General features: G+C 61.8%; 21 protein-coding genes. 18 read left to right on the top strand and 3 right to left on the bottom strand.

Features of this window, described 5'->3' with window-relative positions; translation table 11 throughout:
- Positions 1–2 precede the first annotated feature (2 nt).
- From fdx to FGE05_RS14720, 14 genes are all read left to right on the top strand, one after another.
- Positions 3–344, top strand: coding sequence for an ISC system 2Fe-2S type ferredoxin (fdx, locus tag FGE05_RS14655; protein WP_008014719.1), 342 nt, complete (start codon positions 3–5; stop codon positions 342–344).
- Positions 345–358: 14 nt separating this feature from the next.
- On the top strand, positions 359–559 hold the full coding sequence (iscX, locus tag FGE05_RS14660; protein ID WP_139645977.1) for a Fe-S cluster assembly protein IscX: 201 nt from the start codon (positions 359–361) through the stop codon (positions 557–559).
- A gap of 91 nt (positions 560–650) precedes the next feature.
- Positions 651–1,076 (top strand): nucleoside-diphosphate kinase, encoded by a 426-nt coding sequence (gene ndk, locus FGE05_RS14665; protein WP_003185145.1) that lies wholly within the window; start codon positions 651–653, stop codon positions 1,074–1,076.
- Between the two features lie 27 nt (positions 1,077–1,103).
- Positions 1,104–2,249 carry a 23S rRNA (adenine(2503)-C(2))-methyltransferase RlmN gene (gene rlmN / locus FGE05_RS14670; protein WP_041023387.1) on the top strand — a complete coding sequence of 382 codons (1,146 nt, stop codon included), beginning with the start codon at positions 1,104–1,106 and terminating at the stop codon, positions 2,247–2,249.
- A gap of 12 nt (positions 2,250–2,261) precedes the next feature.
- Entirely contained in the window at positions 2,262–3,020 is a 759-nt protein-coding gene (gene pilW, locus FGE05_RS14675) for a type IV pilus biogenesis/stability protein PilW (protein WP_041023386.1), read from the top strand.
- Positions 3,020–4,054: a RodZ family helix-turn-helix domain-containing protein gene (locus tag FGE05_RS14680; RefSeq protein ID WP_139645979.1), complete on the top strand. Its 1,035-nt coding sequence runs from the start codon at positions 3,020–3,022 to the stop codon at positions 4,052–4,054. The genes pilW and FGE05_RS14680 overlap by 1 nt, the downstream gene beginning before the upstream one ends.
- A 3-nt stretch (positions 4,055–4,057) precedes the next feature.
- The gene (gene ispG / locus FGE05_RS14685) at positions 4,058–5,167 is read left to right on the top strand and encodes a flavodoxin-dependent (E)-4-hydroxy-3-methylbut-2-enyl-diphosphate synthase (protein WP_020795607.1); all 1,110 of its coding nucleotides are present in this window, start codon (positions 4,058–4,060) and stop codon (positions 5,165–5,167) included.
- A 25-nt stretch (positions 5,168–5,192) separates the two neighbouring features.
- Positions 5,193–6,482 (top strand): histidine--tRNA ligase, encoded by a 1,290-nt coding sequence (gene hisS, locus FGE05_RS14690; protein ID WP_139645981.1) that lies wholly within the window; start codon positions 5,193–5,195, stop codon positions 6,480–6,482.
- 40 nt (positions 6,483–6,522) lie between these two features.
- Positions 6,523–7,164, top strand: coding sequence for a tetratricopeptide repeat protein (locus FGE05_RS14695; protein WP_041023383.1), 642 nt, complete (start codon positions 6,523–6,525; stop codon positions 7,162–7,164).
- On the top strand, positions 7,157–8,308 hold the full coding sequence (bamB, locus tag FGE05_RS14700) for an outer membrane protein assembly factor BamB (protein WP_041023382.1): 1,152 nt from the start codon (positions 7,157–7,159) through the stop codon (positions 8,306–8,308). The genes FGE05_RS14695 and bamB overlap by 8 nt, the downstream gene beginning before the upstream one ends.
- Before the next feature lie 101 nt (positions 8,309–8,409).
- On the top strand, positions 8,410–9,879 hold the full coding sequence (gene der / locus FGE05_RS14705; protein WP_041023381.1) for a ribosome biogenesis GTPase Der: 1,470 nt from the start codon (positions 8,410–8,412) through the stop codon (positions 9,877–9,879).
- A 273-nt stretch (positions 9,880–10,152) separates the two neighbouring features.
- Positions 10,153–11,301 (top strand): pyridoxal phosphate-dependent aminotransferase, encoded by a 1,149-nt coding sequence (locus tag FGE05_RS14710; RefSeq protein WP_139645983.1) that lies wholly within the window; start codon positions 10,153–10,155, stop codon positions 11,299–11,301.
- A complete protein-coding gene (locus FGE05_RS14715; RefSeq protein WP_139645985.1) occupies positions 11,289–12,080 on the top strand; it encodes an amidohydrolase in 792 nt (263 codons plus the stop codon). The genes FGE05_RS14710 and FGE05_RS14715 overlap by 13 nt, the downstream gene beginning before the upstream one ends.
- A gap of 68 nt (positions 12,081–12,148) precedes the next feature.
- A complete protein-coding gene (locus FGE05_RS14720) occupies positions 12,149–12,565 on the top strand; it encodes a hypothetical protein (protein WP_139645987.1) in 417 nt (138 codons plus the stop codon).
- Positions 12,566–12,732: 167 nt separating this feature from the next.
- On the opposite strand, the gene leuA is transcribed toward FGE05_RS14720, so the two are convergent.
- From leuA to xseA, 3 genes are all read right to left on the bottom strand, one after another.
- Positions 12,733–14,412, bottom strand: a complete 1,680-nt coding sequence (gene leuA, locus FGE05_RS14725) for a 2-isopropylmalate synthase (protein ID WP_139645989.1) — start codon at positions 14,410–14,412, stop codon at positions 12,733–12,735.
- A gap of 456 nt (positions 14,413–14,868) precedes the next feature.
- Positions 14,869–15,690 carry a peptidoglycan DD-metalloendopeptidase family protein gene (locus FGE05_RS14735; protein ID WP_139645991.1) on the bottom strand — a complete coding sequence of 274 codons (822 nt, stop codon included), beginning with the start codon at positions 15,688–15,690 and terminating at the stop codon, positions 14,869–14,871.
- 3 nt (positions 15,691–15,693) lie between these two features.
- Entirely contained in the window at positions 15,694–17,073 is a 1,380-nt protein-coding gene (xseA, locus tag FGE05_RS14740; RefSeq protein ID WP_025212018.1) for an exodeoxyribonuclease VII large subunit, read from the bottom strand.
- Positions 17,074–17,290: 217 nt separating this feature from the next.
- On the opposite strand from xseA, the gene FGE05_RS14745 reads away from it, so the two are divergent.
- From FGE05_RS14745 to guaA, 4 genes are all read left to right on the top strand, one after another.
- Positions 17,291–18,058, top strand: coding sequence for a sulfite exporter TauE/SafE family protein (locus tag FGE05_RS14745; protein WP_139645993.1), 768 nt, complete (start codon positions 17,291–17,293; stop codon positions 18,056–18,058).
- Positions 18,059–18,209: 151 nt separating this feature from the next.
- Complete coding sequence (locus tag FGE05_RS14750) at positions 18,210–18,758, top strand: sugar ABC transporter ATPase (protein ID WP_139645994.1); 549 nt, start codon at positions 18,210–18,212, stop codon at positions 18,756–18,758.
- Between the two features lie 293 nt (positions 18,759–19,051).
- Entirely contained in the window at positions 19,052–20,521 is a 1,470-nt protein-coding gene (gene guaB / locus FGE05_RS14755; RefSeq protein WP_139645996.1) for an IMP dehydrogenase, read from the top strand.
- 79 nt (positions 20,522–20,600) lie between these two features.
- A complete protein-coding gene (guaA, locus tag FGE05_RS14760) occupies positions 20,601–22,178 on the top strand; it encodes a glutamine-hydrolyzing GMP synthase (RefSeq protein ID WP_041020635.1) in 1,578 nt (525 codons plus the stop codon).
- Positions 22,179–22,506: the final 328 nt, after the last annotated feature.

Raw genomic sequence — 22,506 nt, forward strand, 5'->3', positions numbered from 1 at the left:
AGATGCCGCAGGTGATTTTTTTACCCCACGAGAAGTTCTGCCCCGAGGGCATGGTTGTGGAGGCTGAACCTGGGATTTCCATCCTCGAGCTCGCCCATGAACACCATATCGAGATGGAAAGTGCCTGCGGCGGTGTCTGTGCCTGCACCACTTGTCATTGCATCATCCGTGAAGGGTTCGATTCGCTGGAAGAAGCGGACGAACTGGAAGAAGATTTCCTCGACCGGGCCTGGGGCCTGGAAGCGCAATCGCGCCTGGGTTGCCAGGCCATCGTCGGTACGGAAGACCTGACCGTCGAGATCCCGAAATATTCGCTTAACCATGCGGCCGAAGCGCCGCATTGATTCAAGGAACCGTCATGGGCCTGAAATGGGTTGATGTACAAGAGATCGCTATTCTGTTGGCCGATGGTCACCCGGATACGGATCCCTATTCGATGAACTTTGTAGAGTTGCGTGACATGGTCATGGCTCTGCCAGAGTTCGAAGACGAGCGGGATCGCGGCGGTGAAAAGGTCCTTGAAGCCATCCAGACTGCCTGGAAAGACGAGCAGGACTGAAGCCTCCCTTACGCAGTTAGGCAATACCCAGGAACCCGCGTATAATTCGCGGGTTTAATTTTTCACACATTACCGATTCTGGAGCTACACCATGGCTGTTCAACGTACTTTCTCCATCATCAAGCCTGACGCCGTTGCTAAAAACGTGATCGGCAAGATCGTGACCCGCTTCGAAGACGCTGGCCTGCGCGTCGTCGCTTCGAAAATGAAGCAACTGTCCAAGGCCGAAGCCGAAGGCTTCTACGCTGAGCACAGCGAGCGCGGTTTCTTCGGTGAGCTGGTTGCGTTCATGACTTCCGGTCCGGTTGTCGTTCAGGTGCTGGAAGGCGAAAACGCCATCGCTCGCAACCGTGAGCTGATGGGCGCTACCAACCCTAAAGAAGCCGCTGCCGGTACCATCCGTGCTGACTTCGCCGAGTCCATCGACGCCAACGCCGTCCACGGTTCGGACTCCGAAGCCGCTGCTGCTCGCGAAATCGCCTACTTTTTCGCCGCTACTGAAGTAACCGCTCGCTAAGTAAAGCTTGTGAGTGAGGGTGAGACCATGACTGCATCGATCGGCAAGATTAACCTGTTGGGCTTGACCCAGCCGGAAATGGAGAAATTCTTCGACTCAATCGGGGAGAAGCGTTTCCGTGCCGGTCAGGTAATGAAGTGGATTCACCACTTTGGCGTCGACGATTTCGACGCCATGACGAATGTCGGCAAGGCCTTGCGTGAAAAACTCAAGGCCGTTGCCGAGATTCGCGGCCCCGAGGTGGTCAGCGAGGACATTTCCAGCGACGGCACCCGCAAGTGGGTGGTGCGCGTGGCGTCCGGCAGCTGCGTCGAGACCGTCTACATTCCCCAGGGCAAGCGCGGCACCTTGTGCGTTTCGTCCCAGGCAGGCTGTGCCCTGGATTGCAGTTTCTGCTCCACCGGCAAGCAAGGCTTCAACAGCAACCTCACCGCCGCCGAAGTGATCGGCCAGGTGTGGATTGCCAACAAATCCTTTGGCAGCGTCCCGGCGACCGTCGACCGTGCCATCACCAACGTGGTGATGATGGGCATGGGTGAGCCGCTGCTGAACTTCGACAACGTCGTGTCCGCCATGCACCTGATGATGGACGACCTGGGCTACGGCATTTCCAAGCGCCGCGTGACCCTGTCCACGTCCGGCGTGGTGCCGATGATCGATGAGCTGGCCAAGCACATCGACGTCTCCCTGGCGTTGTCGCTGCACGCACCCAATGACGCATTGCGTAACCAATTGGTGCCGATCAACAAGAAGTATCCGCTTAAGATGCTGCTGGAGTCGTGCCAGCGCTACATGTCGGCTTTGGGCGAAAAACGCGTGCTGACCATCGAGTACACCCTGCTCAAGGATGTGAACGACAAGGTCGAGCATGCGGTCGAGATGATCGAACTGCTCAAGAACATCCCGTGCAAGATCAACCTGATCCCGTTCAACCCGTTCCCGCACTCCGGTTACGAGCGTCCGAGCAACAACGCGATCCGTCGCTTCCAGGATCAGCTTCATCACGCGGGTTTCAACGTGACCGTGCGCACCACCCGCGGCGAAGACATCGATGCCGCCTGTGGTCAATTGGTCGGACAGGTGCTGGACCGCACCCGTCGTAGCGAACGCTACATTGCCGTGCGCGAGTTGAACGCCACCGACGATGTACAGAACGCTGCGAACGGTCACTAAGAGAGGAACTCTATGTCCCTGCGCTTCGCGCTGCTGTTGCTGTTCACCGGTCTGTGCGCCGGTTGTGTTCTGTCGGGCGACTACAACCCGATGAAGACCAGCAAGGGGCGTGACGAAGCGCGTGTGGCCTATGTGCAACTGGGCATTGGCTATCTGCAGCAGGGCATGACCGAACGGGCCAAGGTGCCGCTCAAGAAGGCCCTGGAGCTGGACAGCTCCGACGCCGATGCCAACGCGGCCCTGGCCCTGGTGTTCCAGGCCGAGCTGGAACCGGAACTGGCCGACGAGCATTTTCGCAAGGCGCTGTCCAGTCGGCCGCAGGATGCACGGATCCTGAACAACTACGGCAGCTTCCTTTACGAGCAACAACGTTACAAGGAGGCCTACGAGCGCTTCGAGCAGGCCGCCGCCGATACCCTTTACCCTGAGCGTTCGCGGGTTTTCGAGAACCTTGGCATGACCGCCGCGAAACTCGGCCAGCGTGACCTGGCCCGCCAGCAACTGGAAAAGGCGTTGCGGCTCAACCGCCAGCAACCGCGAGCCTTGCTGGAAATGGCTGAGTTGTCCTACGAGGACAGGCAATATGTGCCCGCGCGGGACTATTACGAACGTTTTAGTCTGCTGAGCGAGCAAAATGCACGTAGTCTATTGCTCGGCGTTCGGCTGGCACATGTATTCGAAGATCGTGACAAGGCCGCCAGTTATGGCCTGCAACTAAAAAGACTCTATCCCGGTACGCCGGAATATCAGCAATACCTGTCGGAGCAATGATGAAAGCGGCGCATCCTGAAGTGGTAGCAGCGACTCGCGTGAACCCCGGTGAGACCCTGCGTCAAGCCCGCGAAAGCAATGGTTGGTCGCTGGCCCAAGTAGCCCTCAAGCTCAATCTCACCGTGGCTTCCCTGAGCAACCTGGAAGCGGGCGCGTTCGACAAATTGCCAGGGCATACCTTCGCCCGGGGCTACATCCGCGCCTACGCCAAATTACTCGACATGGACCAGACCGTGCTGGTCCAGCAATTCGATCAGTACACCGGTTCCGACGCCCAGGGCAGCAATGTGCACAGCCTGGGCCGCATCGAGGAGCCGGTGCGTGTTTCCCACACCATTTTGCGAATCGTCAGCCTGTTGTTGCTGATCGCGGTGATTGGGGGCGGTTTCGTCTGGTGGCAGGATCAAACCTCGCTGCGTAGCAAGGAATCGGTCGCCCTGGCTCCGGAGCATGTAGAAGTGGAGGGCGCCGACGGCACCACGCGGATCCATCCATTGGACGAGCCGGAAGACCAGGCGGTGCTCGAAGGCCAGGCAGAAGGCGAAAGCAACCTGGCGTTGCCACAAGGCCAGGACGGTGCCGACGCCGAAGCCGGCGCTGAGCCGAATACGCCTGCTGCCCCAACTGTGGCCCCGGCCGTGCCAAACACGCATACGCCCACTGCCGGCGCACCGGTTGCCCCGAGCACTCCAGCGCCGACCGTGGCGGCTCCAGCAGCCCCAGCAGCCCCAGCAGCTCCAGTCGCTCCTGCGCCGGCAGCAACACCGGTTGCCCCTGTGGCGCCGGCCGCAGGTGAAGGCCAGGTGCAGATTCAATTCACCGCGGATTGCTGGACCCAGGTCACCGACGGCAACGGCAAGGTGCTGTTCAGCGGCCTCAAGCGCAAGGGCGATACCACGTCCATCAACGGCAAGCCGCCGTTTGCCGTGCGCCTGGGCTATGCCCGTGGCGCGCAGGTCAGCTACAACGGCCAGCCGGTCGATGTGGCTCCGTTCACCAGTGGCGAGACTGCTCGCCTGAAGTTGGGTCAATAAGTCATGCACGGCGAATCTCCAATCAAACGTCGCGAATCCCGCAAGATCTGGGTCGGTAACGTGCCCGTGGGCGGCGATGCGCCTATCGCTGTGCAGAGCATGACCAACAGTGACACCAACGACGTGGCTGCCACCGTTGCGCAGATCAATCGCCTGGAAGCCGCCGGCGTCGACATCGTGCGGGTGTCCGTGCCGGACATGGACGCCGCCGAGGCGTTCGGCAAGATCAAGCAACTGGTCAAGGTGCCCCTGGTGGCGGACATTCACTTCGACTACCGCATTGCCCTGCGCGTGGCCGAGCTGGGTGTCGACTGCCTGCGCATCAACCCGGGCAATATCGGTCGCGAAGACCGCGTGCGCGCCGTGGTGGATGCCGCTCGGGACCGTGGCATTCCGATCCGCATCGGTGTGAACGCCGGTTCCCTGGAAAAAGACCTGCAGAAGAAATACGGCGAACCCACGCCGGCGGCCCTGGTGGAGTCGGCGCTGCGTCATGTCGAGCATCTCGAACGCCTGAATTTCCAGGACTTCAAGGTCAGCGTGAAGGCCTCCGACGTGTTCATGGCCGTCGAAGCCTACCGCCTGCTGGCCAAGGAAATCGTCCAGCCGCTGCACTTGGGCATCACTGAAGCCGGTGGGTTGCGTTCGGGCACGGTGAAATCCGCCGTCGGCCTCGGTATGCTGCTCGCCGAAGGGATTGGCGATACCATCCGCATCTCGTTGGCGGCCGATCCGGTCGAGGAAGTGAAGGTCGGCTACGACATTCTCAAATCCCTGCACCTGCGTTCCCGTGGCATCAACTTCATCGCCTGCCCGAGCTGCTCGCGGCAGAACTTCGATGTGGTCAAGACCATGAACGAGCTGGAAGGGCGTCTCGAAGACCTGCTGGTGCCGCTGGATGTCGCGGTGATCGGTTGCGTGGTCAACGGGCCGGGCGAAGCCAAGGAGGCCCATATCGGTCTCACCGGCGGTACGCCGAACCTGATTTACATCGACGGCAAGCCGTCGCAGAAGTTGACGAATGACAATCTGGTGGATGAGCTGGAACGGCTGATCCGCGAGAAAGCGGCCGAAAAGGTCGAAGCCGACGCAGCGGTCATCGCACGCGGCTGAGCAAACGAATTTTTAAGGATTTATTGTGAGCAAGTCTCTGCAAGCCATCCGTGGCATGAACGACATCCTGCCCGAACAGACGCCCCTGTGGCGCTATTTCGAGGGCACCGTCGCACGTTTGCTGGATAACTACGGTTATCGGCAGATCCGCATGCCCATCGTCGAGTTCACCGAGCTGTTCAAGCGCTCCATCGGCGAAGTGACCGACATCGTCGAAAAAGAGATGTACACCTTCGAGGATCGCAACGGCGACTCCCTGACCCTGCGCCCCGAAGGCACGGCGGCCTGTGTGCGTGCGGTGCTCGAACACGGCATTACCGGCGGCGGCCAAGTGCAGAAGCTCTGGTACATCGGCCCGATGTTCCGTCACGAGCGTCCGCAGAAAGGCCGCTATCGCCAGTTCCATCAGATCGGTCTGGAAGTGTTCAACCTCGACGGCCCGGACATCGACGCCGAGCTGATCGTCATGACCTGGCGCCTGTGGGGCGAGCTGGGTCTTCGTGACGCGGTCAAGCTTGAGCTCAACAGTCTGGGCACCAGCGAGTCCCGTGGCCGCTATCGTGAAGCGCTGGTGGAGTTTCTTTCCGCGCACCTGGACAAGCTCGACGAAGACAGCCAGCGCCGTCTGAAGACCAATCCGCTGCGTGTGCTCGACACCAAGAATGCCGACACCCAAGCGATCCTGGTCGATGCGCCGAAAATGGCCGACTACCTCGACGACGAATCCCGTGCGCACTTCGAAGGGTTGAAGGCGCGCCTGGACGCCGTGGGCATTCCTTACGTGATCAACCCCAAGTTGGTCCGTGGCCTGGATTACTACAGCAAGACCGTTTTCGAATGGGTCACCGACAAGCTTGGCGCCCAGGGCACCGTGTGTGCCGGTGGCCGTTACGACGGCCTGGTGGAACAGATGGGCGGCAAGCCGACGCCAGGCGTGGGCTTTGCCATGGGCATCGAGCGCCTAGTGCTGATGCTCGAGGCATTGGACAAGGTGCCGGAAGCGCTTTCCCGGCAGGTCGACGTCTACCTGTGTGCCTTCGGTGAAGCAGCCGAACTGGCGGCCTTGTCCCTGAGCGAGCGGGTCCGCGACCAGTTGCCTGGTCTGCGCCTGCAGATCAATGCCGGCGCCGGCAGCTTCAAGAGCCAGTTCAAGAAGGCCGACAAGAGCGGTGCGTTGTATGCACTGATCCTGGGTGACGACGAAATGGCCCAACAAGTGGTAGGTTTCAAACCCCTGCGTGGCCAGGGCGAACAACAAAGTATTGCCTGGGATGCGCTTGCCGCACACCTGGCCACCTGCGTCGTGCAGGGTTGAAGCTGTCAAACAGCCGATTTAGCGATTAAGGAGTATTGGGGTGTCGAGTACCGAAGATGAACAGCTGGCGGATTTGAAGGACTGGTGGAGTCGCAACGGCAAGCCGCTGGTCACTGGCGGCCTGTTGGCGCTGGTCATCGTATTCGGCTGGCAGGCGTTCCAGAAATACCAGAGCAACCAGTCGCAAGGCGCCTCGATGCTCTATCAGCAATTGCTGGAAACCACCCTGACCCCGGACGGCAAGCCTGACGCTGCCCGCGTGGCGGACCTGGCCGGCAAGCTCAACAGTGAATACGGCGGCACCGCCTACGCGCAGTACGGTCGCCTGTTCGTGGCCAAGGTCGCGGTAGACAGCGGCAAGCTGGACGACGCTGCCATCGAGCTGAAAGGCATCATCGACAAGCCTGCCAACCCGACCCTGGGCGAAGTGGCGCGTCAGCGCCTGGCCCAGGTACTGGCGGCGCAGAACAAGACCGAAGATGCATTGAAGCTGCTCGACGGCGATGCCGACAAGGCGTTCCTGGCGACCCGCGAAGAACTCAAGGGCGACTTGCTGGTACAGCTGGGTCGTGCTGATGAGGCCTATGCGGCCTACCAAAAAGCCAAGGCCGCGCTGTCGGATGAAGCCGCAGTCGGTGGCCTGCAAATCAAGCTGGACGACCTGGCCAAAGGGGATGCGTGACGTGATCCGTTGGAAACATGCAGCATTGCTGGCTCTGGCCATTCTGGCCGCGGGTTGCAGCAGCAACAGCAAGAAAGAACTGCCGCCGGCCGAACTGACCGACTTCAAAGAAGAAGTCGTGCTGCAGAAGCAATGGAGCCGCTCCATTGGCGACGGCCAGGGCGAAACCTACAACATGCTGGTGCCGGCCATCGACGGCGACACCATCTATGCCGGTGACGTCACGGGCGTGGTGATGGCGATGGATCGCCTGAACGGCGACGTCAAATGGAAAAAAGATCTCGAACTGCCGGTTTCCGGCGCCGTCGGCGTAGGTTACGGGCTGGTCATGATCGGCACGCTCAAGGGCGAGATCGTCGCCTTGGACGCCAGCAGCGGTGAAGAGAAATGGCGCGCTCGCGTGAGCAGCGAAGTACTCGCACCGCCTGCCTCCAACGGTGACGTGGTCGTGGTCCAGACCCAGGATGACCGTCTGATCGGCCTGGATGCTGCCACCGGCAACCAGCGCTGGTTGTACGACAGCACCCCGGCGGTCCTGACCTTGCGTGGCACCAGCGCACCGATCGTCACCAACCGTCTCGCGGTGGCCGGGTTGTCGACCGGTAAGGTGGTTGCCCTGGACATCTCCAACGGCGTGCCGGCGTGGGAGCAACGTGTTGCCGTCCCACAAGGTCGTTCGGAACTGGAGCGCGTGGTCGATATCGACGGCGGCTTGCTGCTGTCCGGCGGTACGATCTACGTCGCCAGCTACCAGGGTCGCGTTGCGGCACTGGACCTGGAAAGCGGTCGCCCGCTGTGGCAGCGCGATGCGTCCAGCTACGCCGGTGTCGCCCAGGGTTTCGGCAGCGTCTATGTCAGCCTGTCCTCGGGTACGGTTGAAGGCGTCGACGAGCGTTCCACTACCGCACTGTGGAGCAACGACTCCCTGGCCCGTCGTCAATTGTCGGCCCCGGAAGTGTTCTCCAGCTACGTTGCAGTCGGCGACCTGGAAGGTTACCTGCACCTGCTGAGCCAGGTGGACGGTCGTTTCGTCGGCCGCGAGCGTATCGACAGCGACGGCCTGCGTGCCCGTCCGCTGGTGGCAGGCAACATGATTTATGTGTATGGCAACAGCGGCAAACTGGAAGCCCTGACCATCAAGTAAGACTATGCTTGGGGTTTAATCCCCAAGCGGCTTCACCTGAGCACCAGCCGCTGCCTCGCAGCGGCTTTTGTATTTTCTGAAATAACGAAGTGGAGAGCCGCATGGTTCCCGTAATCGCCCTGGTGGGCCGACCGAACGTCGGCAAGTCCACCTTGTTCAATCGCCTGACCAGGACTCGCGACGCCATCGTCGGCGACTTGTCCGGTCTGACCCGTGATCGCCAATACGGTGAGGCCAAGTGGCAAGGGCGTACCTACATTCTGATCGACACCGGCGGCATCTCCGGCGACGAACACGGCATGGACGAAAAAATGGCCGAGCAGTCGCTGCTCGCCATCGAAGAAGCGGATGTGGTGCTGTTCCTGGTAGACGCCAAGGCCGGTTTTACCGCCGCCGACCAGATGATCGCCGAGCATTTGCGCAAGCGTAACAAGCGCTCCCATGTCGTCGCCAACAAGGTCGACAACATCGACCCGGACATGGCTCGCGCCGAGTTCGCGCCGTTGGGCATGGGCCAGGCGATTCCGATTGCCGGTGCCCACGGTCGCGGTATCAGCCAGTTGCTGGAAGTCGCCCTGGCTGACTTCCCGAAAGATGACGATGAGCCCGAAGAGGGCGAAGAAGAGATCGTTGCCGAAGGCGAGGAAGCCAAGCGCATTCCGGGCCCGAGCGAAAAAGACGGGATCAAGATCGCGATCATCGGCCGTCCGAACGTGGGCAAGTCGACGCTGGTCAACCGCATGCTTGGCGAGGACCGGGTCATCGTGTACGACCAGCCTGGCACCACTCGCGACAGTATCTACATCCCGTTCGAGCGCAACGAAGAGAAGTACACGCTGATCGACACCGCCGGTGTGCGCAAGCGCGGCAAGATCCACGAAGAAGTCGAGAAGTTCTCCGTGGTCAAGACGTTGCAGGCCATCAAGGACGCCAACGTGGTCATCTTCGTGATGGATGCACGCGAAGGCGTGGTCGATCACGACCTGAACCTGTTGGGCTTCGCCCTGGAAGCCGGTCGCGCGCTGGTCATCGCGATCAACAAGTGGGACGGCATGACGCCGAGCGAGCGCGATTTCGTGAAGGTCGAATTGCAGCGTCGCCTGTTCTTCGTCGACTTCGCCGACATCCACTTCATCTCGGCCCTGCACGGTACGGGCGTAGGTAACCTCTACGCGTCGGTGCAGAACTCGTTCAAGTCGGCAGTGACCCGCTGGCCGACCAACCGCCTGACCCAGATCCTGGAAGACGCGGTTGGCGAACACGCGCCACCGATGGTCAACAACCGCCGGATCAAGCTGCGTTACGCTCACTTGGGCGGCGCCAACCCGCCGATCATCGTGATCCACGGCAACCAGATCGAGAAGGTGCCCAAGTCGTACGTCCGTTACCTGGAAAACACCTATCGCCGTGTCCTGAAGTTGGTCGGTACGCCGATCCGCATCGAGTTCAAGGGCGGTGAGAACCCGTACGAAGGCAACAAGAACACGCTCACCGACCGTCAGGTCAACAAGAAGCGCCGCTTGATGTCGCACCACAAGAAGGCCGACAAGAAGCGTCGCGACAAGCGCTGATTGGCTTTTGTGGCGAGGGGATTTATCCCCGCTGGGGCGCGAAGCGGCCCTGAATCCTGTCACCTCGGTGTTTCAGGCAGATTGAGTTGACCTTTTTGGGGCCGCTTCGCGCCCCAGCGGGGATAAATCCCCTCGCCACAGGTTTTGCAGTGGGCTGGTAGTTGAGATCGAAAAGGGTGCCAATTCGGCACCCTTTTTCATGCCCGGCGATTGGGCTATCCTCGACCTCTCCCGCGCCGTGCCAGAGCCGGGCGCAGACGCAGAGAACCCCTGATGATCACCAGCAAGCTGCCGAATGTCGGCATCACCATTTTCACCCAGATGTCCCAGCTCGCCGCGCAGACCGGCGCGCTCAACCTGTCCCAGGGGTTTCCCGATTTCGATGGTCCGCAGGCCCTGCGCGATGCGGTTGGCCGGCATATCGCCCAAGGTCATAACCAGTATTCACCCATGACCGGGCTACCGGCCTTGCGTCAGCAGATCGCGGCGAAGATCGCCCGCAGTTATGGCGCCAGCGTCGATGCCGACCAGGAAGTCACCGTGACCCCCGGTGCGACCCAGGCAATTTTCTGCGCCATCGCGGCGGTGGTCCAAAGCGGCGATGAAGTGATCGTATTCGACCCCTGCTATGACAGCTACGAACCCTCGGTCCAACTGGCCGGAGGGCGTTGCGTGCACGTCCAGTTGGGCCTGGATGACTTTGCCATCGATTTCCAGAAGCTCGGCGAAGCCCTGAGCCCGCGTACGCGGATGATCATTCTCAACACCCCCCACAACCCCAGCGGCGCCCTGATCAGTCGCGCCGAGCTGGATCAACTGGCGGCGTTGATCCGTGATCGCGACATCTACCTGATCAGCGATGAAGTCTATGAACACCTGGTGTTCGACGGTGTGCCCCATGCCAGCGTCCTCGCCCACGAGGAACTGTACCGCCGCGCCTTCGTGGTCAGCTCATTCGGCAAGACCTACCACGTGACCGGCTGGAAAACCGGCTACGTCGTGGCGCCACCGGCCCTGACGGCGGAGCTGCGCAAGGTGCATCAGTACGTCAGCTTCTGTGGCGTGACACCGCTGCAATACGCCTTGGCCGACTACATGGCCGCGCATCCCGAACACGTGGAAGAACTGCCGGATTTCTACCAGGCCAAGCGCGACCTGTTCTGCGATCTGCTGGCCCCGTCGCGGTTCAGCTTCAAGCGCGTGACCGGCACCTATTTCCAGTTGGTGGATTATTCGCACATTCGTCCGGACCTGAACGATGTCGACATGGCGGTCTGGATGACCCGTGAGCACGGCGTGGCGACGATTCCGGTGTCGGTGTTCTACCAGAACCCACCCGAAGGCCAGCGCCTGGTACGCCTGTGCTTTGCCAAACGCGAGGAGACGCTGCGTGAAGCAGCGGAAAAACTATGCGTGATCTGAGCGCGTTGCCAAACCTCAATATCGCCCTGATCCAGACCACCCTGACCTGGCATGACCGCCAGGCCAACCTGGAACATTTCGAAAGCCTGCTGGAGCAGGCGCGGGGGGCAGACCTGGTCATCCTGCCGGAAATGTTCACCACCGGGTTTTCCATGGAGTCGCAAACCCTGGCGGAGCCGGAATACGGGCCTACCAGCGTCTGGATGCGGACCCAGGCGGCAAGACTGGACGCGGTGATCACCGGCAGCGTGATTGTCCAGGCCGCTGACGGCAGCCATCGCAATCGCCTGCTCTGGGTGCGACCAGACGGCGAGGTGCTGCACTACGACAAGCGCCATCTGTTCCGCATGGCCGGCGAACACGATCACTACACGCCGGGCGAGCGCCAGGTGCTGTTCGAGCTCAAGGGCTGGCGGGTCCGTCCGCTGATTTGCTACGACCTGCGTTTCCCGGCCTGGAGCCGCGACGCCGACGACACCGACCTGTTGCTGTACACCGCCAACTGGCCGGGGGCCCGGCGCCAGCACTGGAACCGCCTGCTGCCGGCCCGGGCCATCGAGAACCTGTGCTACGTGGCGGCGGTGAACCGCATCGGCACCGACGGCAAGGGCTTCGCCTATACCGGCGACAGTCAGGTGCTGGACTTCCAGGGCGAAACCTTGCTCAGCGCAGGGGAGGCCGATGGTGTGTTCATGGTGAGTTTGAATGCGGCGGACCTGGCGGCGTATCGCACGCGGTTTCCGGCGAACCTGGATGCCGACCGTTTCGAATTCATCTGATTGAAACGATTCAGCCCTTAAGAAGCGCTGTTGCGTGCCGATAACGGGTCAGCCAAGGAGGAGTCCCCATGACCACGATCAGCGCAACTACCGTAAATCCTTACCCACTCTCGGCCCCAAAGGCCCGGATCGGCGGGGCGGCCGAGGAAACGACGGCTACTTCGCCGGCATCGGCTGATGCCGGCGACGAGAAGGAAAAATCACTGAAAATCGATACCAGCGGCGCCAATATCGCCGGTGCGCCTGCCAGCAGCGGCGTCGATGTCGTCGAGCAGTTGAAAAAGCAGATCGAGCAGGCCGAAAAGCTGTTGGCCCAGCAGCAGGCCGAACTGGCCCGCGTGGAGAAGAGTCAGGCCAACGAAGAGCAGAAGACCCAGCAGGCCATGGCCATCCAGACCCAGATCATGGGCACCCAGGCCGCCTTGCAGACCTTGCGGGCTGCGTTGCTGCAGGCGATGGCCGGTTCTGTCGATACCCATGCCTGAGTTTTTGGTTGTTTGATCGTTCCCACGCTCCGCGTGGGAATGCAGCCGGGGACGCTCCGCGTCTCAAGAGCCGAACGCAGAGCGTCCGTTGATGCGTGCCCACGCGGAGCGTGGGAACGAGGCCCCAGGGTTCACACCCCGGGGCCTTTTTGCATTTCAGCCGCGAATCAGGCTGCCTTGGCCTCAGGTTGGCTCAGCGAGCGGTTCAGTGCGCTGAACAGGGCCTTGAAGCTGGCGGTGGTGATGTTTTCATCGATGCCCACGCCGTGCACCGCACGTTCACCATTGACCCGCAGCTCGATGTACGCCGCCGCCTTGGCATTGGTGCCAGCGCCGATGGCGTGTTCGTTGTAGTCCATGATCTCCACGGGAATCGGCAGGCCGGCCACCAGGGCCTCCAGCGCGCCGTTGCCCTTGCCGCGCCAGTGCAGGTTGGTTTCGCCCTGGCCCTTGCTGGCGACTTCCACTTCCACAGCACTATTGCCGTTCTCTTCCTGCAGACGATGGCTGACCAGCGCGTACGGGGTGTTGGCTTGCAGGTATTCGCGTTGCAGCAAGCTGTGGATCTGCTGGGCGGTCATTTCGAGGCCGAGGCGGTCGGTCTCGCGCTGAACCACCTGGCTGAACTCGATCTGCATGCGGCGCGGCAGGCTGATGCCGTATTCCTGTTCCAGCAGATAGGCGATACCGCCCTTGCCCGACTGGCTGTTGACGCGAATCACCGCCTCGTAGCTGCGGCCGATGTCGGCCGGGTCGATCGGCAGGTACGGCACTTCCCACAGCGTGTCGGATTTCTGCTGGGCGAAGCCCTTGCGGATGGCGTCCTGGTGCGAGCCGGAGAACGCGGTGTGAACCAGGTCGCCGACGTAGGGGTGACGTGGGTGCACCGCAATCTGGTTGCACTCTTCGACCACTTTGCGCACGCCGTCGATGTCGGAGAAATCCAGCTCAGGGTTGATGCCCTGGGTGTAGAGGTTCAGCGCCACGGTCACCAGGTCGACGTTGCCGGTGCGCTCGCCGTTGCCGAACAGGCAGCCTTCGACACGGTCGGCGCCGGCCATCAGGCCCAGTTCGGTGGCGGCCACGCCGGTGCCACGGTCGTTGTGGGTGTGCAGGCTGATGAGCACGCTGTCACGACGGGTGATGTTGCGGTGGAACCACTCGATCTGGTCGGCGTAGACGTTCGGGGTGGCGACTTCCACAGTGGCGGGCAGGTTGAGGATGACCTTGCGCTCTGGTGTCGGGTTCCAGACTTCGATGACGGCGTCGCAGACTTCCTTGGCGAATTCCAGCTCGGTGGCACTGAAGGTTTCTGGCGAGTATTCGAACTGCCACTGGGTTTCCGGCTGTTGGGCGGCGTACTTGACGAACAGCTTGGCCGCGTTCACCGCGATTTCCTTCACGCCTTCCTTGTCCTGGTTGAACACGATGCGGCGGAACGACGGGCAGGTGGCGTTGTACAGGTGGACGATGGCTTTCTTCGCGCCGCGCAGGGATTCGAAGGTCCGGGCGATCAGGTCTTCACGGGCCTGGGTCAGCACCTGGATGGTGGTGTCGTCCGGGATGTGGCCTTCTTCGATGAGGGTGCGCACAAAGTCGAAGTCAGTTTGCGAGGCCGCCGGGAACGACGCTTCGATTTCCTTGACGCCCACGGCGACCAGGGTTTTCCAGAAGCGCAGTTTCTTGACCGCGTCCATCGGCTCGATCAGCGACTGGTTGCCATCGCGCAGGTCGGAGCTGCACCAGATCGGCGCGGCGGTGATGGTCTTCGACGGCCAGGTGCGATCCGGCAGGTTGATGGTCGGGAAGGCGCGGTATTTGGAAGACGGGTCTTTGAGCATGCTCATGGGCGGAATCCTTAGTGTCGTGGCCGGAAAAAGGCGGCCTGCCGGTGGTTCGAACGGGGTGGCTCTACAGCCTGGACGGGGTGCCGCGATTCAGCCTGGCAGTCGTGCGCTGACGAGGCACAGGCTGCGGTGCTGGCGAAGCTGGATGAGGGTGTGAGAGGTTTTCATGCCTTCAACCCTAACCGGGTGGGGAGAGGATCGCAAGCAGTCGGAAAAAATTGAGAGAAGTTCTGCTTTGTTGAAGGTTTTCGAGATTTTATTGCGGTATTTTTGGGAGATTGTCGGTTTATTGCGTTGATGTTTGTGGCTTGGCAATCTCTGCCGCAGCGGTGCATGTGCCGGCCTCATCGCGAGCAAGCTCGGCTCCCACAGGATATTCGGCGCTTTCGAAATGGCGCAGTAGCTGTGGGAGCCGAGCTTGCTCGCGATGAGGCCAGTAGGCTCACCACAAAAAACTCAGGGCTCGAACGCTCCGATAAAAATCGCCGGATCCACCCGCGCATCGTTCAGGCTGATGTTCCAGTGCATGTGCGGTCCGGTCGCTCGACCTGTAGAGCCAACCTTTCCCACCACCGCGCCTCGGGCCAATTGCTGGCCGACCTTCACATCGATCTTCGACATATGGCAGAACATACTGATGAAGCCCTGGCCGTGGTCGACGAACACGGTGTTGCCATTGAAGAAGTAGTTGCCGGTGAGGATCACCTTGCCGGCCGCCGGCGTCTTGATCGGCGTGCCGGCGGGCACGGCGAAGTCCAGGCCGGCATGGGGGTTGCGCTCTTCGCCGTTGAAGAAGCGACGCACGCCAAACCGGCTCGACAGCGGGCCGTTGACCGGCTTGTCCAACAGCAGGTTGCTGGGGATGTTCGGGCTGAAGCTACGGTAGGCTTTCAACTGCACGGCCAGCTCGGCGTCGATGCGCTTGAGGTCTGCCGGGTTCGGGTTGACCTGGCGCTTGTTCTTCAGGGTGATGTGCTGCTCGGGGTACTTTTTATAGCCGACCACGAACGGCTGGGTGCCGCCGCCGCTGTTGATCTGCTGGGTGCCCGGCTGGACGGTCAGCGGGATACCGACAATCGCCAGCCAGTTGTTCTGTTCCTTGACCACCAGCACCGGCTTGCCTTGATAGCTGGCTTTCGGCGCCTGGGCCACGCTGCCCAGGTCGACCACGGCCACGCCCCCCGGCACCGGTTTGTTCAGCAGGCGGGTGATGTAACTGTCGGCGTGGGCGTTGAAGGTCAGGCACAGCAAAAGCAGAGGCGTTAGAAATCGCGGCATGGATCAATCCAGTAAAGAGAGGGTGACCGGCGTCAGGTGATTGTCTTCGACCCGCACCAGCAATTCGCCTTCGCCGAGCCGGGCCGTCAGGCGCTGGCCGGTCTGGGTCTGTCCGGCACTGCGGATCGCATGGCCGCGTTCGTCCAGCAAGATGCTGTAGCCCCGACCGAGGGTCGCCAGGGGACTGACGATGTGCAGCGTCTGCATCTGGTTGTGCAATTGCACGCGTCGCGCCTTCAAGCCTTCGCGCATGGCCCGGGGCAGGCGTTCGGCCAGGCTGTCCAGGCGCTGGCGCAGCAGCGCCAGGTGACGGCCCGGATGTTGGCCGGCCAGGCGGGTTTCCAGGCGGATCAGGCGTTCGCGGCGGGTATTGAGGCTGCGTTCGAAGGCCCGGCGCAGGCGCATGTCCAGGTCGTCGAGGCGCTGGGCTTGCTGGCGCAGGCGTTCGCCGGGGTGGCGCAGTCGTCGGGTCAGGCCTTCGAGGCGCAGTTGATCGCGCATCAAGCGGTCACGCATGCGCATCACCAGCCGCCGATGGAGGCTTTCGACCCGGCGCACCAGATCGCCAGCGTCCGGTGCCAACAGTTCGGCAGCGGCGGACGGCGTCGGGGCGCGTACGTCAGCGACGAAATCGCTGATGGACACGTCGGTTTCATGGCCGACCGCGCTGACGATCGGTGTCACGCAGGCGTCCACGGCCCGGGCCACGGCTTCTTCGTTGAAGCACCACAAGTCTTCCAGCGAACCGCCGCCCCGGGCCAGGATCAGCGCATCGAAGCCCCGGGCGTCCGCCAGTTTCAGGGCGCGGACGATCTGCGCGGTGGCTTCGCGGCCCTGCACGGCGGTGGGGATCAGCGTCAGGGCGATCTGCGGCGCACGGCGACGGAACACGCTGATGATGTCGCGGATCACCGCGCCGGTGGGCGAACTGATGATGCCGATGCGTTGTGGATGAGCGGGCAGGGGCACCTTGCGCTCGGCGCTGAACAGGCCTTCGGCGCTGAGCTTTTCCTTCAGGGCATCGAAGGCCAGGCGCAGGGCACCGTCGCCAGCCGGCTCCACGGTGTCGAGAATCAGCTGGTAATCGCCACGGCCTTCGAACAGCGAAACCTTGCCACGCACCTTGACCGCCAACCCATCCTTCAAGGCCTGGCGCACCCGCGCGGCGTTCTGCCGGAACAGCGCGCAGCGTACCTGGGCGCCGCTGTCCTTGAGGGTGAAATACACGTGGCCGGAGGCGGGGCGGGCGAGGTTGGAGATTTCGCCCTCGACCCAGATGTTGCTGAACACGTCCTCCAGCAACACCCGCGCGCGGCCGTTGAGCTGACTGACAGTCAGGACCTCGCGGTCCAGGCCCAGGCGGGCAAAGGGATCTTTAATCATGGGCGGCATGATAAGGGCATTTGCCGCTTAATCTCCATGCGTGGAAACAATTAGACCGGGTTGCCTTCATCGCGAGCAGGCTCGCTCCCACAAAGGTTCTGCGTCGTACACAGCATATGAATCCAAATGTGGGAGCGAACCTGCTCGCGGATAGCAGTGCTGGATAAGCCTGCGACCTCTGGCTAAAGTCGCCGCTCCGTAAGCAAGGAAGTACCGGATGAACCTTTTCTCGTGGTTGGGCCAATGGGCATTCGCACCCACGGAATGGCTGGTGATCGGCCTTGCCATCGCCTTGGCTTATATCGTGTTCGGCATTGCCGGGTTCGGAACGGCGCTGGTGGCCGCACCTATCCTGCTGCTGTTCATGCCATTGTCGAAAATCGTGCCGCTGCTGGTGTTGCTGGATTTTGTCGCGGCGTTCGGCAACCTGCTGCCGTCGCGCAAGGATGTTGCCCGGCCGGAGTTGCTGCGGTTGTTGCCGTGCATGGCGGTTGGTTGCACCCTGGGCGTGATTTTCCTGCTCAACCTCAAGTCGGACCTGCTGTTGCTGTTGATGGGGCTGTTCATCAGCGCCTACGCGATCTACAGCCTGTGGATAAAGACCCGACCCACGCAGCTGTCGGCGCTATGGGCGATCCCGATGGGCACGGTAGGCGGGATGTTCGGGGCCTTGTTCGGCAGTGGCGGCTTTTTATATGCGATCTATTTGAATAGCCGCTTGCCCAAGGAACCGGCCCGGGCCACCCAAAGCGCCCTGATCAGTTGCAGCACCGTGGTGCGCTTGAGCCTGTTCGCTGTCGCGGGCGTGTATGCCGAACTACCCTTGTTGGTACTGGCGCTGTGTTTGTTGCCGGCCATGGCGCTGGGGCTGTGGACAGGTCGTCGCCTGACGATGAGGATGTCGCGCGAGACGTTCGTGCGCCTGGTGACCTGGCTGGTGCTTGCCAGCGGCCTCGCGCTGATCGGGCGCTACCTGAGCGCTTGACCTGGTGTGGCCAGGGATTAAGCTGCCGGCCTTTGATAACACTCGTAGGAGCAAAGCTTGCTCGCGATGGAATCGCCCCCATCATCTGATGGACTGAAGTGTCCGCATCGCGAGCAAGCTTTGCGCCTACAGAGAACCCCCAGGCCTTGTCATGAACTCCCAAAGCATCATCGTCCCGAAAATCTCCACCTTGCCGGTCCATGAGCCCAGGGCTCGGGCGATCGTGCGCTGGCTGGTGCGCAAGAACATTGTCGAAGAACAACTGACCACCTGTGGGCGCACCGGCAATCGCATGGCCCATGCCATCGCTCCAGGCGCCCGCACCGTGGTCCTGCGCCCCGATGCCTTGCCGTTCGACGAGCCGATCAACGGCCTGGAGATCATCACCAAGCGCTGCATCTACACCCCGGCCAAGGGCTTTCTCGAGGAAGCGGGCTGCGCCGAGTGCCGGCGGGAAATCGGCGAGGCGCTGTTCGAAAGCCTGGAGGACTGGATGCCCGAACGCACCGACAACTTCACCTGCCCCGAGTGCGGGCATGAAGATGACATCAACGGCTTTCTGTTCCTGCAGCCCTGCGGCTTCTCCAACCTGGGGTTCATCTTCAACAACTGGCTGGAGGCGGGGTTCAAGCAGGACTTCCTCGACGAATTCGCCGATTGGCTGGATCAGCCGGTGAGTTGGGTGCAGGTGGAGTTGTAGGTAGGCACACTGGAGACTGCTTTTGTGGCGAGGGGATTTATCCCCGCTGGGGCGCGAAGCGGCCCTAAACCCAGGCTGTGCGGTACATCAGGCATATGAGTCGACCACCTTGGGACTGCTGCGCAGTCCAGCGGGGATAAATCCCCTCGCCACAGGGGGGCGGTGTACCGCCGCAGTGGGGCGATCAGCCCCGTCAATCACCCCGCCAATAATAGACAGAGTTTTACATTGAGCCAGACGGTGTGCATGAGTATAATGGCGCGCTTCCATTTTCCCGCTCGGGAGCCCCCGCGATGCTGCGTATCAGCCAAGAAGCTCTGACCTTCGACGACATTCTCCTAGTGCCTGGTTATTCCGAGGTGCTGCCTAACGAAGTCAGCCTCAAAACCCGTCTTACCCGTGGCATCGAACTGAATATCCCGTTGGTTTCCGCTGCCATGGACACCGTGACCGAAGCCCGTCTGGCCATTGCCATGGCCCAGGAAGGCGGTATCGGTATCATCCACAAGAACATGACCATCGAACAGCAGGCCGCCGAAGTGCGCAAGGTCAAGCGGTTCGAGGCTGGCGTGGTCAAGGACCCGATCACCATCGAGGCCGATGCCACGGTGCGCGATCTGTTCGATCTGACCCGCATGCACAACATCTCCGGCGTTCCGGTGCTGCACGATGGCGACCTGGTCGGCATCGTCACCTCCCGCGACGTGCGTTTCGAGAACCGCCTGGATGCCACCGTCCGCCAAGTGATGACGCCTAAAGAGCGCCTGGTCACGGTCAAGGAAGGCACCAGCAAGGACGAAGTTCGCGAGTTGCTGCACAAGCACCGCATCGAGCGCGTGCTGATCGTCGACGACAAATTCGCCCTCAAGGGCATGATGACCGTCAACGACATCGAAAAAGCCAAGGCCTACCCGCTGGCCAGCAAGGACGACCAGGGTCGTCTGCGCGTCGGTGCCGCGGTCGGTACCGGCAAGGACACCGGTGATCGCGTCGCCGCGCTGGTCAATGCCGGCGTCGACGTGGTGGTGGTCGACACCGCCCACGGCCATTCCAAGGGTGTGATCGACCGCGTTCGTTGGGTCAAGCAGAACTTCCCTGAAGTGCAGGTGATTGGCGGCAACATCGCCACCGGCGCTGCCGCCAAGGCCCTGGCCGAAGCTGGCGCCGACGCGGTCAAGGTCGGTATCGGCCCTGGCTCGATCTGCACCACCCGGATCGTCGCCGGTGTCGGCGTGCCGCAGATCAGTGCCATCGCCAACGTCGCAGCCGCCCTTGAAGGCACTGGCGTACCGTTGATCGCCGACGGCGGCATCCGTTTCTCCGGTGACCTGTCCAAGGCCATCGTGGCCGGTGCCTCTGCCGTGATGATGGGCTCGATGTTCGCCGGTACCGAAGAAGCGCCGGGCGAGATCGAACTGTTCCAGGGCCGTAGCTACAAGGCTTATCGCGGCATGGGTTCGCTGGGCGCCATGTCCCAGGCCCAGGGCTCTTCCGACCGCTACTTCCAGGACTCCTCCGCGGGTGCCGAGAAGCTGGTACCGGAAGGCATCGAAGGTCGTGTGCCGTACAAAGGCACCCTGACCGCGATCATCCATCAACTGATGGGTGGCCTGCGTTCTTCGATGGGCTACACCGGCAGTGCCAACATCGAAGAGATGCGCACCAAGCCGGAGTTCGTGCGCATCACCGGCGCCGGCATGGCCGAGTCCCATGTCCACGACGTACAGATCACCAAGGAAGCGCCGAACTACCGCGTAGGTTAAGGCTTCCAGCAAAACGTTAATCACCGGGGCTGTTCATTCAGCCCCGAGTTGTTTCTGATTCACTACATGAGAATGAGTCATGGCCCTCGACATTCACGCTCACCGCATCCTGATCCTCGACTTCGGTTCCCAGTACACCCAACTGATTGCCCGCCGCGTGCGTGAAATCGGCGTGTACTGCGAGTTGCACCCGTTCGACATGGATGACGAAGCGATTCGCGAGTTCGCTCCCAAAGGCGTCATCCTCGCCGGCGGTCCCGAGTCCGTGCACGAAGCCAACAGCCCGCGCTGCCCGCAAGCGGTGTTCGACCTGGGCGTGCCGGTCTTCGGCATCTGCTACGGCATGCAGACCATGGCCGAGCAGCTCGGCGGCAAGGTGGAAGGCTCCGACCTGCGTGAGTTCGGTTATGCCCGTGTTGACGTGGTCGGCAAGAGCCGCCTGCTGGATGGCATCGAAGACCATGTCGACGCCGATGGCCTGTTCGGTCTGGACGTGTGGATGAGCCACGGTGACAAGGTCACCAAGATGCCGGAAGACTTCCACATCCTCGCCAGCACGCCGAGTTGCCCGATTGCCGGCATGTTCAGCGACGAGCGTCGTTACTACGGCGTGCAGTTCCACCCGGAAGTGACCCACACCAAGCAGGGCGGCCGCATCCTGTCGCGCTTCATCCTCGACATCTGCGAGTGCGAAGCCCTGTGGACACCGTCGAAAATCGCTGAAGACGCCATCGCCCAGGTGCGCGCCCAGGTCGGTACCGACAACGTGCTGCTGGGCTTGTCCGGCGGCGTCGACTCCTCGGTAGTCGCCGCGCTGCTGCACAAGGCCATCGGTGATCAACTGACCTGCGTCTTCGTCGACAACGGCCTGCTGCGCCTGCACGAAGGCGAGCAAGTGATGGCCATGTTCGCCGAGAACATGGGCGTCAAGGTGATCCGCGCCAACGCCGAAGAGCAATTCCTGACCAACCTGGCCGGTGAGTCCGACCCGGAGAAGAAGCGCAAGATCATCGGTCGTACCTTCATCGACGTGTTCGATGCCGAATCCTGCAAGCTCGACAACATCAAGTACCTGGCCCAGGGCACCATCTATCCCGACGTGATCGAGTCGGCCGGCGCCAAGAGCGGCAAGGCCCACGTGATCAAGTCCCACCACAACGTCGGTGGCCTGCCGGAAGAAATGAACCTCAAGCTGGTCGAGCCGCTGCGCGAGCTGTTCAAGGACGAGGTCCGTCGCCTCGGCCTGGAGCTGGGCCTGCCTTACGACATGGTCTACCGCCACCCATTCCCGGGTCCGGGCCTGGGCGTGCGAATCCTCGGTGAAGTGAAGAAGGAATACGCCGACCTGTTGCGTCGCGCCGACCACATCTTCATCGAAGAACTGCGCAAGGCCGACTGGTACCACAAGGTCAGCCAGGCGTTCGTGGTGTTCCAACCGGTGAAATCCGTCGGCGTGGTCGGCGATGGCCGTCGCTACGCCTGGGTCGTGGCCCTGCGTGCGGTGGAAACCATCGACTTCATGACCGCTCGCTGGGCGCACCTGCCGTACGAGCTGCTGGAAACCGTTTCCGGCCGCATCATCAACGAAATCGACGGCATCTCCCGCGTGACGTATGACGTGTCGAGCAAGCCGCCGGCGACGATTGAGTGGGAATGATTAGAGGGCCGGAATTGTCCGGCGCCACCTAGCAGAAATACCCTGAAGCCCGCGTAATTGTGGGCTTTTGGTTCTTTGGATCTGGGAGTTCCGGCGTTCAGAACGCCTTCCGGGGCCCCCGGCGAGCGGTCGGTGATGATCGACGGCGCGGGATGGATTGTCACGGCACGCAATCCGGCAAGCTGACGGGAATTACAGCGGAGGCGCCTCCGCTCGGTGGAGTGGGGTGACGCTCTTGATGGCTTGGTGTGTCTTCCTTCTTGGTGTGCTACCTTGTGAGCAGAAATTGATCAAGCCGTTGAGGGTCCTCAAGCCATGAACCACAAGC

This window comes from Pseudomonas sp. ICMP22404, assembly GCF_006227205.1.
Taxonomy (GTDB): Bacteria; Pseudomonadota; Gammaproteobacteria; order Pseudomonadales; family Pseudomonadaceae; genus Aquipseudomonas.